Genomic DNA, 12334 nt, shown 5'->3' with positions numbered 1-12334 from the left:
GATTTGTCGATGAGGTCCGTCAGATGGTGTCGTTCAAAGGTGCTCAGTTTCCGCAGGACGTGATCCTGCATGCCGTTTTCTTCTACGTGCGGTACGGTGTGTCATACCGTGATCTCGAAGAAATCCTGGCGGAGCGCGGCGTGGTGGTCGACCACGCTACTCTGAACTGTTGGGTGGTCAGATACGCCTCGGGTTTGGCCACGGTGGCGCAACGCAGGAAAGCCGCGACGGCTCTGTCGTGGTGCCTAGACGAGACCTATGTGAAGGTCCGCGGCGAGTGGTGTTACCTCTATCGTGCGGTCGATCGAAACGGCCAAACCCTTGACTTCATGCTCTCTGAGCATCGCGATGAGGCGGCGGCGCTGAGTTTTCTGGCGCAAACGATTTCGTCGAACGGGCTCCCCCGGGCCTGTGCGATCGACAAGAGCGGGGCGAACACTGCCGGCCTGAAGGGGATGAACGCCGCGCTTCGAAAGGTCGGTTCCGATCGCTGAATAAGGGTCTATCGTTTCAAATATCTCACGGATGTATTTGACAAGAAGTTTTTGAAGTACGGAGCTCCTTTTTTTTGGTCGACCTACTGATGTGAAACCGGATTGGCCATTGGCGACCTCTGCTTCCATTTTGTGACGAAGCGGCGGTATACTTCCTCCGCGTGGCCGACAGCTTCTCTTTCCCGATCGCGCACCGATTTGAGGCTGTAGTCGGCTGCTGACCCTTTTGTCCTGCCACCCCGTTTAGAAGGGTACCCTGCGGCCAATTCCAGTTTTCTCAGCTTCCAGTCCAGGAGAGCAGGACGGCTCCAGATGTACTCTTCGCCCTTCGATAGCATGTGCCAGATGACCACCGTCAGCTTACGCGCTGTCGCGACTGCTGCGACTTGGTTCCCGCGCTTTTCTTTGATCCGTTGAAAGAAGGCTCGCAGCGGGCCAGGTGTTCGAGACACCGACCAGGCTGCCTCCACCAGCATCGCTCGCGCATGTGATCGACCCTGCTTGGTGATGCGCCCGTGATAGGCAGGCTTGTCACCAGATTGCCGTACCCGGGGATTGAGGCCGAAATAGCTGACAAGCTTCTCTGGCGATGAAAACCGTCCGATATCGCCAACGGCAGCCAGGACACTCAATGCGACGATCATGTTGACGCCGGTGATAGTCATCAGTTGCTTCACCCGCGGTTCCTGGAGTGCTGCCTGTGCAAGATCCTCATCGATCTGCTTGAGGTCGTGACCGAGCCGATCAAGTTCGCTGGCATGGCGGAGGATGACGCGCTGCTGATCTTCGGCAACAGGTAGCGCCTCAAGCCAGGCCCTTCCGCGCTTTGAGAACAGAGAGCCGGAAAAGGGCGGGATCAGATTGGCATGCAAAACCGAATGGATCCGGTTTTTGAGACGGGTCATCTGGGAGACCAGTTGCACCCGCTCAGCCACGACGCGACGAAGCCGTTCTGTTTCCTCATCTGGCATCCAAACCTCAGGCAGAAACCCACTGGCGTGTAGTTTCGCCAGAACCGACGCGTCGATCTTGTCGGTCTTGACTTTGGCCCAGGCAATAGCGCGCACCAAAAGAGGGTTGGAGATGACAACCCGGTTCACATGGGGCGACAGCAGTCGCACGATGGCTTTTGTGTTGACCGTCGCTTCCAGAACGATCTCGTCCTCCACATTTAGCCGCTTTGCAAATTTCAGGATATGCTCGCGCTCAAGCTCCAGGCGACCGGCATCCCTGATCTTGCCGTTCTCCAGGATCGCCACTTGTGCGAAGGTACGATGCACATCGAGGGCAATGATCTTCATGATTGGCTCCTTTCAATGTTCAAAAACAAGGGAGCCAGCGGGCCACACGACAACTACGGATCCGCGCTCGCAGCGCAACCGGGCAAGTCGAAGGGGCGGCCAGATAACAACTCGAGCTCTCAGCTCATGAGATACTTCGGCCTGCCCGCCATTCGTGCTCCCAACACCCCAATCCCGGTGGGTCAATTCTAACCCACATCGAGGTATTATAAACCTCCGATTGGGGTGCCGAGATCATTCATGCCGGATAACAACATCGTTGAGCAGGATCACCGAGGCGTAAAACGGCGGATCAGGCCGATGTTGGGCTTCAAGTCATTCAGATCAGCAACTGCAACTTTGGACGGTATAGAAACGGCACACATGATCAGGAAAGGAGAGTTGGGAAGTGGTTGCCCCTTCGAGATCTATGCCAGTCTTGCCGCGTGACGCGCAACCGAGGAAGCGTCTTTCTTGGCCACACTGAACTTTGCGACGGAACCCCCTCTGTGACTAGCGCGTCGATCCAATCTATCCGGGTAGGGTCGTCAGTCGGACTCAAGTAGAAACTTGAAAAGCCGGGCCGCTGGGCCGGTCTCGGCGCTTGATGTGATTTGCGCGATGAAAAACTGCTTTCTCAAAGGCATTCCTTCGAGCCTTGCTCGTGCCAGCGAGCCCGAAGCAATTTCGCCTCGCACCGCCGTCTCCAGCACGATGGACGCGCCCAGACCGGCGGCCACGCTGCGCTTAACTGCCTCGGTCGAGCCCACATTGCCGATGGTGTCGACATCTTCTGCTTGGGGCCCTAGTGCTTCTGTCAGAAGGGTGCCGGTCCCGCTGCCGCGCTCGCCGCCCAGCATCTTGAGCGTCTTGAGTTCGGCAAAGCTGATCTCTTCGCGCGTGGCAAGTGGATGATCGCTTGGCAGGATGACGATCATTTCATCGCTGAGCCAAGGAGCCACCGTTACGGCGGGGTGGGAAATTGGCCACTCCATCGCGGCGATGTCGATCTCTTCGGCCAGCAACATCTGCGCAACGCGAGGGTTTGGGGCTGAGATGACCTCCCATCGCATCTGCGATGATGTCTGTTTGAGAAAGGATGCCAGCGCATCCGGCATGAAGTATGATGCGATGTTGCCGCTGCACCCGATCTTGAGCGACTCGGATAAAACGGCGGCCTGTGCCCTTTGAGTGGATGTAAGAATCTGCTGTGCATGTGGCAGGAGTCGCAGCCCGGCGTCGGTCAGGCGGCTGCCGCTATGGCTGCGCTGGATCAAGGGCGCGCCTAAGTCCTCCTCCAATTTCTTGATATGTTGCGACAGGGTAGGCTGCGCGATGCCGATCCGGACGGCGGCAGTCTGGAAGCTGCCGAGTTCGGCCAGCGCGACGAAGCTTTTGAGAACAGTCGGGTTCACGTCTCGAGCACCTCGGGATTGACGGCGTGGCGCGGCCGCTTGCCAGAAAGAAAGGCGATGATCTCATCGGCGGCCTCGGCTGCAATCTGGCGGCGCACCTCGCTGACTGCCGATCCGATATGCGGTGTCAGAACCGTTTGGTCACAGGCGAGGAGCGCTGGATGAACTTGCCTTGGCCGATCCGGGCGATGCCAATCCTCCATCTCGAACGTGTCCGCGGCATAGCCGGCAAGGCGGCCTGTGTTCAGCGCCTCCACGACGGCGGCCTCATCCACCAACGATCCGCGCGCGGGATTGACCAGATAAGTCCCTTGTTTCATCGCTGCTAGAAAAGATACATTCACGATGTGCTTGGTCTGGTCCGTCAATGGCAGCGCAAGGATGATGAAGTCAGACAGGCGGGTGAGATCATCGAGCGGAGCGTACTGCGCATCGAGAGCTTTTTCCGTCGTGGGGTCGAGGCGATTTTCGTCGAAGTAGATGCGCCGGCCTCGAAAACCCGAAAGGAGCCGCATTGTCTCGCGGCCCACTGCACCGCCGCCGATGATGCCCACGGTCGCGCCTTGCAGGCTGCCACCATAAAAATTGGGCCGCCACCCGGCGAACGTTCCTGACCGTAGATGCGCGTCTCCCGCACGCATGTTCCGTGCGAGCGCAATGCTGAGGCCAATGGCCAACTCGGCCGTCGGCTCGGTCAAAAGGTTCGGAACATAGGTCAACAGCACCCTGGCATCTGTGCAGGCCCGCTGATCAAGATTATCGAAGCCTTTCAATGCGCCGGCAATAATCTTCAATTTGGGGCAGGCGTCCAGAAATGGGCGGTCGACGCACTCGGTCATGAAGGCCATCAACGCCGATGCATCCGCGCAAGCCGCACGCAATTCGTCGTCGGCGAGTGGATCGCGCCCCTCGCTGGTCACGACATCCCCGTGCGCTGAAAGGCGTGCCAGCGTCTCATCTTCGATCCAGTTGGGCACTACAATTTTGACCATTATCCAACATCCTTAGCTGCGATTTTCCAATCACTAACAGCAAGGAACATATATCGCAATATGTAATAAAACTGTCATATATATTGCGTATCAAAGAACTAACAGAAGGAGAATCGGTGCGATGGATGGGTCAATGAGTATTATGGGACGTGATATTCTGAGCGTCGACGATGTCGAAGTCGTGTACCCGAACGGCACACGCGCACTCAATAAGACCACCTGCCAATTCATGGACGGGGAAGTGACCGTCCTTCTTGGTCCGTCGGGCGCCGGTAAGTCTACGCTTCTTCGCACTCTCAACCTGCTGACCCAGCCAAGCGCAGGACATATCGTGACATCGGCGGGCCAGCAGTTGAAGTCGCGCCGCGATATCCGGTTTCATCGGCGCGACACCGCCATGATCTTTCAGCAGCACCAACTGATCGGCCGCCTGAGCGCTCTGCGCAATGTCCTCATGGCGCGTCTCGGTCGCCATTCTGTCTGGAGCAGTTTGGCAGGCTTTTCGCGCGCCGAGAAACACCTTGCGCTGGAATCTCTCAGCCGCGTGGGCCTCTTTGACAAGGCGCTGACACGCTGTGACAGCCTTTCGGGTGGCCAGCAGCAGCGCGTCGGCATTGCGCGCGCGCTCACGCAGGAGCCAAAGCTGATCCTCGCGGACGAGCCTATCGCATCGCTCGATCCAGCATCTTCGGACCGGGTGATGAAAATCCTCCGCGACGTATGCCGCGAAGACCGAATTCCCGTCATTGTCAGCCTTCACCAACTCGATTTTGCCAAGGCCTATGCCGATCGCATCATCGGCCTCTGTGATGGTGACATCGTTTTTGACGGACCGCCCTCGGCACTGGATAACGCCGCGCTGTCGCGCATCTACGGCGCGCCGGCCGATACGACCAACTGATCTTTCAACTCTTGGAGACTGCCATGAAGAATATCGCAACTCTCACCGCCATGCTGCTGGCCTCAACAGCCGCATTCGCAGCAGGCGATTATGATCCGGACACTTTGCGCGTCGCGCTGCTTCCTGATGAAAACGCCTCGACCGTGATCCAGGATAACAAGCCGCTGGCCGCGTATCTTGAAGAGAAGCTCGGCAAGGATATCGAACTGATCGTCACGACCGATTACTCTTCGATGATCGAGGCGATGCGCTTTGGCCGCGTGGATGTCGCGTATTTTGGGCCGGCCTCCTACACCATCGCCAAGGCCAAGATGGCGGATGGCGATCTGGACATCGAGCCGTTCGCCGCGCGCGTGACGGATGGAAGCACCACCTACCAGTCTGTCCTCATTGCCAATGTCGAAAGCGGTATCGACTCGATCGACGATATCGAAGGGTCGGGCATCGATGTGGCTTTTGGCGATCAGGCATCCACCTCGAGCCACTTCGCGCCGAAATACACGATGATGCTCGAAGGCGTGACGGAGGGCGATGACTATACCCAGAACTTCACGGGCGCGCACGACGCGGTGGCGCGCAACGTCGAGCTGGGCAATGCCGCTGTCGGCGGTCTGAGCCGTCCGATCTACGAGAGCCTGCTGGCCAAGGGGTCGGTTGATGCATCGAAGCTGATTGTCATCGGTTACTCCGCCGATATCCCACAATATCCTTGGGTTATGCGCACCGACATGACCGAGGCGCTTGAAGACTCAATCAAGGACGCCTTCCTGACGCTGGAGCCAGGGACCGACGCGGGCGATGCAGTCCTGACGCCGTTCAAGGCCGACGGGTTCGCAGCAATCACGGATGCCGACTACGACATCATCCGTGACATCCGCAAGAACCTGCAAGCCGACTGAGAATGCCCGAACTAGGAGACCGCCATGACCCGCCTCTTGACTGCCCAGCCTGCGCTGACCAACGCTGAAGATGTGCTGGCCGAGGACAGCAAGGGGCGGCGAAAGCTGCTCCTTCAAATCGCCGTAGTCGCCGCGATCGTCATTGTATCGCTATGGATGACCGGGATGCTAGATCGGAGCCGGTTGACCAGCGGCTTGCCGGCTATCGGTATCCTCGGCACTGAGATGTTCCCGCCGGATTTCGGCCGTTGGCGCGACTGGGTAGGACCCCTTGTCGAGACGCTGGCTATGTCTATCGCCGGCACGGCGCTGGCGGTCGCTCTCTCTTTGCCACTGGGCTTCTTGGCCGCACGGAACACATCGCCCAACAAGGTTATCTACCAAGTCTCGCGGGTCGTCCTGAATACGCTTCGCTCGATCCCAGAATTGATCATGGGTATAATTTTCGTTGCAGCTGTAGGGTTTGGCATGTTGCCTGGTGTTTTGGCCCTTGGCCTCCATTCGGTTGGAATGGTCGGAAAATTCTTTGCGGAGGCCATCGAGCACGCGCATCCTGCACCGATTGAAGCGACCGAGGCGTCAGGAGCCACGTCAATGCAAGTCATCCTGCATGGCGTCCTGCCTCAAGTCTTTCCGCAATTCGCAGATGTGAGCATGTATCGCTGGGAATATAATTTTCGAGCCTCGACCGTCATGGGTATGGTTGGTGCAGGCGGTATCGGCACTGAGCTCGTCGGCTCGCTCCGCCTTCTGGACTACCCACAGGTGTCAGCGGTTTTGCTGGTCATCCTCGCCTGTGTGACCGTTGTGGATATACTCAGCAATATGCTCCGTGCGAAGTTCCGGTGATTTAAGCAGATGCCAAGGTGATTTGCTCGAACAATGAGCCATCACCTCAACGGTTCAGTTTTCTTTCATGCCAGCTTGTTGCATGGGTCAAAATATGGGTGCAGGCGCCCCTTTCCCCGAACGACTATGCGGCACGTTTGAAGACCGCATGACCGAGGCGGGTCATGCGGTTGAGGGTCTTTGTGGCGCCCGATCTGGGCTTCGACGAGGGCTCTGCGATTGTATCCCGTTGCTGACTACCCTGCCATTCGGCCATGCTCGGCGATATGCTCTATGTGAGCGTTGCGCCCATCGCGTAGGCCGGGAACAGCGGTAATTAGTGGCGGGATGGTGATCTCGACATCGGGTCAGAACTTTTGGGTCAAGCAATCGGAAACTACGGTGCCATCATAAGCGGCGTCCGCCAGAACGCGGGTCACCTGGCTTGCGATCCCCACGATGAGGTCGGGCAAGGCGGTTTCGTCGCCGATCTGGTCTGTGGTCAACAGTGAGGCGACGATCTCACCGCTGTCCGGGTCATACCCGATGTGCAGTTGACGCCAGGATTTGCGGGTCTTTCACGTGCTATGCTTTTCGTCCTGCCAGCCCGAACCGCGATGGATCTTCAGGCCTGTGCTATCCACGATCAGCGTGGTGGGGCCACTGGATTGTGGCCTTTCGTCCACGACCGAGAGGTCAATCGCCCGCCGCGATAAGGTCGAGAAGTCTGGAACCGGCAACTCCACGCCCATCAGTCCAAGTAGCGACCGGACGAACTCTTGGGTCTGATGCAACGGCTGGTGAAAGATCAGCCCCCGCGTCAGACACGTCTCAATCGCGAAGTCCGAATATTTTGGCTGACCACCGCGACCCTTTCGCTTCGGCGCTGACCATCGCCCGGCAGCCCCGGCCTCAAGCCAGATCGTAACGTCTCCGCGACGGCGCAGAGCCTCGTTGAAATCCGACCAATTCGTCACCGTGTATTTCGCCTTGGAAAACTTATCGCGTCGACCAGCGTTGAATATATGCGGCATAGGGCGCTACCTTGAGGATATCAGAACCGGCGTCTTCGCCAAAATCCGCGACCCATGCAACAAGCTGTCAAATCACCACACCAAGATCACTCAGCGCGCGAAATCCCTTCGGAATGTCCGCATTATCACGCAGTTCCAGCACGAGGTGCGGGTCGCTTTCGCAAGCAGCCAAGGCACGGAAGACAGCTGTCCATTCGATTTCCCCTTCCCCCGGGGCCCAGTGGCGGTCGGCATGGCCATCGACGTCTTGCAGGTGGACATGGGCAAGCTGCGCACCGGCATCAGTGATAAAGTCAGCGACGGGTGGGGCGCCAGACATGCGACGGGCTAACTGAGCGTGCCCGGTGTCGATGGAAAGTGCGATTGCTTGTGAGCCAAAGCCATCCACCATCGCGCGACGTGTTTCTGGGCGAACGTCCTGAATGTTTTCGATCACAAGAGTGATGCCCATGTTTTCGGCTGCGCGCACGACGGGGTCTAGAATTTGATGGATGCGGCCAATCTTGCTTTCGGCGTAGCCCGGAAAGCTGAAGAAGTTGTTCTGATACCAAGCCGTGTAAGGGGAATGCAGGACCATCTGGCGCGCGCCGATCCGATCCGCGGCCTCGAGAGCTTTGAGGAACCGCGCAGTAATGATCGGGCGCAGTTCCGAGTCTTTGTTGTCGATATCCAGACCTTCAAAAGGCCCATGAATGCCAAGGCGTCCAGTATGCCCATCAAGCGCCGTCTTGGCGGCGGCAATGCGATCGTCGAATCCGGTGGTTAGCGCGACATGGGACATGAAATCCTGTAGTTCGATATCGCGGGCGGCATCAAACAGCCAATCGCGGTGGTCTGCAATCTCAGATGTTTTCAGGCAGGCGCCTATTTTGAGCGGGGTCATGTCTGTGGGTCCTTGGGTCGGGAATAAACATATAGGTAGCGATGGCACAGCAAAGACACAGGGCCATGACAGCAAAAGACCACCAGCCGCCGTAGGTTTGTGTGGTCCATGCAAAAGCAAAAGGGGCGGAGGCGTTGATCCCCATTTGCACGAAGGAGATCCACCCCAGTCGTGCACCGTAACCTTTGGTACCGAATAGCGCCAAAGGCAGGGTACCGCGCGCGATGGTTTTGATCCCGTCGCCCATTCCGTAAAGTGCGGCCGCAAGCAGCCGAGGACCAAGCGGCCGTCGGCAATGCCGTGGGTTTTGTGCTGTGGTTCAACTTTCTGGCCGGGTTTGCCTATATGCTGGCTAGCGTCGGGCTATTCTTGCAGCACCGTCCCGCCGTGTGGATCTCCCTTGGCATTCCGACCAGCACAGCGCTGGTCGGGATCGTTTTCGGTGTTCATATGCTGCAAGGCGGCGCGTTCGAGTCGCGCATCGTCGGCGCAATGTTCCTGCGCAAGAAAGTCTGGGCCGTCATTTCGGTCGTAGCGTTTCGCTATATAGCCACGCCAGCAGCGACCAACGACGTGAAGTGATCATGACCGCAGGCCAGCAAAAGACAATTCAAACCATCTTGAGGGGCACCACCGTCCCCACTCCGCGCCCAACGGCGCAGAGCTTTCGCTGATCGTCGCCAGCTTGTGCAAAAGGACACGGGCGTGGGTGATGGGTCGCTACGATCCGATGGTACTGACCCCGGCTGACCCGGCACCTTGTGAAGCATCCCGGTTTCGACCACCATGCAAGCCATGTGTCGAAATCCCCAATGCCCAAGGCGGCTTGAAGTTCTATCGTGGAAAATTCAGAGGGCAAAGAGAAGTGTTATGAATGCGATCGTATATATGATGGCGCTTGCGCTGGCACCGTTCGACTCTGGTGATCAGAATATGGTCATCTGCGGGGTGCAGATGTGACCGAGCTGGCCAAACGAATCCCCACCAAAGCGCTGCTGCGCGACCCCGCTTTCATTCTGTCGTTGCTGACGGTTCTGGGCATGCTTTTGGGTATGGCCGGGGCGTGGCTGCCGGTTGACGGGCTTGCAATGGTCACCCTTCCTTCGCTGGCAACTGTTTACCTTGCGGGGGGGCTTCCTGCGGCGTGGCGGGCGCTCTCGGCGCTTTGGAACGATCATGTTCTGGATATTGACCTGCTGATGGTGGTTGCCGCCGTGGCAGCCGCGGCTGTCGGCGCACCGCTTGAAGGCGCGGTTTTGTTGACGCTGTTCAGCGTGGCGGGCACGCTGGAGGAGCGCGCGCTTGGTCGTGCGCGCAGTGCAATCGAGGCGCTAATGGCGCTGCGCCCTGAAACCGCTTTGCGCAAAACCGCGTCGGGCGGGGTTGAGGAGGTTTCGGCAGCGACGCTGGAGGTTGGTGATATCGTGGTGCTGCGTCCCGGTGCGCGGGTGCCGAGCGATGGAACCATCAGCCTGGGGCGGGGCGGGCTTGATGAGGCCAATATCACCGGCGAATCCATGCCTGTTTCTAAAACCGTCGGCCAGCCGGTGTTTGAGGCGACGGTAAACCTTGATGGCGTGCTGGAGGTCACGATCACTCGCACGGTCGGCGAAAGCACCATCGCCCGCATGATCCGGCTGGTGACCGAGGCACAGGCCGCCAAGGCCCCGTCGGAACGGTTCAGCGCGTGGTTCGGCCAGCGCTATACCATCGCGGTGCTGATTGGGGCCGTGCTGGCTTTCGTGGCGTTCTACGGGCTGGGCGGCGATTGGCGGCCTGCACTTTACAAGGCGGCGACGCTGCTGGTTGCGGCTAGTCCCTGCGCGATTGTCATCTCGGTCCCCGCCGCGATCCTGTCGGCGCTGTCCGCCGCCGCGCGTATGGGCGTGTTGTTCAAAGGCGGCGCCGCGCTGGAAACCCTTGCTGCCGTTGACACCTTTGCCTTTGACAAGACCGGCACCCTGACCAAAGGGCAGGCCGCGGTGACGCAAATCGTGGCATTGAACGGCGATGAGGCGGGGTTTTTGTCGCTTCTCGCCGGGCTGGAGGCGCATTCCGAACACCATGTCGCCGCTGCAATCCGGCGCGCCGCTACCGAGCGCGGGCTTGATTCGATTGAGGTGCGCGAGGTCAGCGCCCAGCCGGGGATCGGGATTGCCGGGCAGGATGATCTGGGTCCGGTTTGGGCCGGAAACCCCTATCTGGCGGAAAATATGGGCGCGTCGATTGATGCCCCGCACTTGCAGGCAATGGCCGGCGGCAGTGATACGGTGATTTATCTGGGGCGCGGGGCAGAGGTGCTGGGCGCGGTCAGTGTAGCGGATGAGGCACGGCCCAGCTCTGCCCCCGCGATTGCCGCGCTGCGGGCCAGCGGTGTGCGCCGGATCGTGATGATGACAGGTGACAGGCGCGCCGTGGCGCTGCGGATCGGGTTGGAACTCGGCCTTGCCGAGGGGGAAATCCACGCCGAAATGCTGCCTGAGGATAAGGTAAAGGCCGTGGCCAGACTGGCCGAACGCGGCAAGGTGGCCTTTGTCGGCGATGGGGTGAATGATGCCGCAGCCCTTGCGCGCGCTGATATCGGCATTGCGATGGGGGCCGCGGGGTCCGAGGTGGCCTTGCAAGCCGCCGATGTGGCGCTCTTGTCGGAGGATATGCGCCAGCTTGCCGATGCCCACCGCCTTGCCCGCCGCGCCGCACGGATCATCCGCCAGAACCTGATCTTTGCCATCGGAGTCATGGTGATTTTGGTCATCGCCGGGCTGTTCTTTGACCTGCCGTTGCCGCTTGCGGTCGTCGGTCATGAAGGCGGCACGGTGCTTGTGGTGCTGAACGGGTTGCGACTGCTGTCGAACCCCGCGCGCAGGGCAAAGCGGAATGCGCCAATCCGCGGGCCGAAAGAGGCTGCTGCATGAGGGTGGTGGCCCTTGCCCGCTTTGCGAAGGGAGCTTTGTTATGATGCCTGAAAAGCCCCGTGAGGACTGGGACGAGGTTCTCGATTTCTGGTTTCCTGAAGGGCGCGCTTTGGATGTGGACCCACAGGCGCACCATGCGCATTGGCGCTGGCGGATGCAGGGCGGTGCGGATGCTGAAATCATGGCGCGGTTTGCGGATCTTACCGAAAGCGCGGCACAGGGGCGGCTTGACGCTTGGGCGCAGGACCCACATGGCAGGCTGGCGCTGATCACCGTGCTGGATCAGTTTTCCCGCTCGGTCTGGCGCGATGATGCCCGCGCCTTTGCGCAAGATCCTTACGCGCTATCGCTGTCAATGAGCGGAATATCAAACGGTGATTATGCCCGGCTGGAAACGCCGTGGTCCCAGATCGTCTTTGGCCTGCCCTTGGGCCATTGCGAGGGGCCGGACCATTTGCAGCGTCTCGACCAGTTGATCACCCTACGCGAAGGGATTGCCATCACAGCCCCGGCCCCTTTGCAGCCAATCTATTCCGGCTTGGTCAGTCAAGCCCGCGACGTTCGAAAAATCATCGCGGCCTTTGGTCGGCATCCGCATCGTAATGGCGTGCTGAACCGCAAATCGACTGCCGTGGAGGAGGCCTATCTCGCTAAAGGCCAGTTCCCCATATGAAAGCGTTTCGGTAAAATACC

General features: G+C 59.2%; 11 protein-coding genes and 3 pseudogenes. 8 read left to right on the top strand and 6 right to left on the bottom strand.

The features are described from left to right. Nucleotides 1-23: 23 nt before the first annotated feature. Nucleotides 24-491, top strand: a pseudogene (locus Q8K08_RS13820) (IS6 family transposase); the annotation flags it as partial. Nucleotides 492-577: 86 nt separating this feature from the next. Here the strand turns inward: Q8K08_RS13820 and Q8K08_RS13815 are convergent. After that, nucleotides 578-1795 (bottom strand): IS110 family transposase, encoded by a 1218-nt coding sequence (locus tag Q8K08_RS13815; protein WP_198362933.1) that lies wholly within the window; start codon nucleotides 1793-1795, stop codon nucleotides 578-580. A 249-nt stretch (nucleotides 1796-2044) separates the two neighbouring features. On the opposite strand from Q8K08_RS13815, the pseudogene Q8K08_RS13810 reads away from it, so the two are divergent. Then, nucleotides 2045-2224: pseudogene (locus Q8K08_RS13810) on the top strand (DDE-type integrase/transposase/recombinase); the annotation flags it as partial. A 98-nt stretch (nucleotides 2225-2322) separates the two neighbouring features. Here the strand turns inward: Q8K08_RS13810 and Q8K08_RS13805 are convergent. Then, nucleotides 2323-3189 carry a LysR family transcriptional regulator gene (locus tag Q8K08_RS13805; protein ID WP_009573532.1) on the bottom strand — a complete coding sequence of 289 codons (867 nt, stop codon included), beginning with the start codon at nucleotides 3187-3189 and terminating at the stop codon, nucleotides 2323-2325. Then, entirely contained in the window at nucleotides 3186-4181 is a 996-nt protein-coding gene (locus tag Q8K08_RS13800) for an NAD(P)-dependent oxidoreductase (RefSeq protein WP_009573548.1), read from the bottom strand. Before Q8K08_RS13800 ends, Q8K08_RS13805 begins: the two co-directional genes overlap by 4 nt. 133 nt (nucleotides 4182-4314) lie before the next feature. Between Q8K08_RS13800 and phnC the strand changes: the two genes are divergently transcribed. Genes phnC through phnE form a run of 3 tightly spaced genes read left to right on the top strand, consistent with a single transcriptional unit; the run spans nucleotide 4315 to nucleotide 6830 of the window. Next, the gene (phnC, locus tag Q8K08_RS13795; RefSeq protein WP_198430635.1) at nucleotides 4315-5082 is read left to right on the top strand and encodes a phosphonate ABC transporter ATP-binding protein; all 768 of its coding nucleotides are present in this window, start codon (nucleotides 4315-4317) and stop codon (nucleotides 5080-5082) included. A 23-nt stretch (nucleotides 5083-5105) separates the two neighbouring features. Then, nucleotides 5106-5981 carry a phosphate/phosphite/phosphonate ABC transporter substrate-binding protein gene (phnD, locus tag Q8K08_RS13790; RefSeq protein ID WP_009573550.1) on the top strand — a complete coding sequence of 292 codons (876 nt, stop codon included), beginning with the start codon at nucleotides 5106-5108 and terminating at the stop codon, nucleotides 5979-5981. Between the two features lie 24 nt (nucleotides 5982-6005). Next, nucleotides 6006-6830: a phosphonate ABC transporter, permease protein PhnE gene (gene phnE / locus Q8K08_RS13785; protein ID WP_009573551.1), complete on the top strand. Its 825-nt coding sequence runs from the start codon at nucleotides 6006-6008 to the stop codon at nucleotides 6828-6830. 347 nt (nucleotides 6831-7177) lie between these two features. Here phnE and Q8K08_RS13780 read toward each other — a convergent pair. From Q8K08_RS13780 to Q8K08_RS13770, 3 genes and pseudogenes are all read right to left on the bottom strand, one after another. After that, a pseudogene (locus tag Q8K08_RS13780) lies at nucleotides 7178-7372 on the bottom strand (transposase); the annotation flags it as partial. A gap of 15 nt (nucleotides 7373-7387) precedes the next feature. Then, the gene (locus tag Q8K08_RS13775) at nucleotides 7388-7843 is read right to left on the bottom strand and encodes a transposase (RefSeq protein WP_305250411.1); all 456 of its coding nucleotides are present in this window, start codon (nucleotides 7841-7843) and stop codon (nucleotides 7388-7390) included. Nucleotides 7844-7910: 67 nt separating this feature from the next. After that, nucleotides 7911-8726, bottom strand: coding sequence for a sugar phosphate isomerase/epimerase (locus Q8K08_RS13770; protein ID WP_009573553.1), 816 nt, complete (start codon nucleotides 8724-8726; stop codon nucleotides 7911-7913). 255 nt (nucleotides 8727-8981) lie between these two features. Between Q8K08_RS13770 and Q8K08_RS13765 the strand changes: the two genes are divergently transcribed. From Q8K08_RS13765 to Q8K08_RS13755, 3 genes are all read left to right on the top strand, one after another. Then, a complete protein-coding gene (locus tag Q8K08_RS13765) occupies nucleotides 8982-9308 on the top strand; it encodes a hypothetical protein (protein WP_305250410.1) in 327 nt (108 codons plus the stop codon). 458 nt (nucleotides 9309-9766) lie between these two features. Continuing rightward, the gene (locus Q8K08_RS13760; protein ID WP_305250431.1) at nucleotides 9767-11641 is read left to right on the top strand and encodes a cation-translocating P-type ATPase; all 1875 of its coding nucleotides are present in this window, start codon (nucleotides 9767-9769) and stop codon (nucleotides 11639-11641) included. A gap of 40 nt (nucleotides 11642-11681) precedes the next feature. Continuing rightward, complete coding sequence (locus Q8K08_RS13755) at nucleotides 11682-12314, top strand: DUF924 family protein (protein ID WP_305250409.1); 633 nt, start codon at nucleotides 11682-11684, stop codon at nucleotides 12312-12314. Nucleotides 12315-12334 lie beyond the last annotated feature (20 nt).

Source organism: Pseudotabrizicola sp. (assembly GCF_030684215.1).
Lineage (GTDB): Bacteria > Pseudomonadota > Alphaproteobacteria > Rhodobacterales > Rhodobacteraceae > Pseudotabrizicola.
The sequence above is the reverse complement of the archived record's forward strand: the minus strand, read 5'-3'. Positions and strand labels throughout refer to the sequence as shown.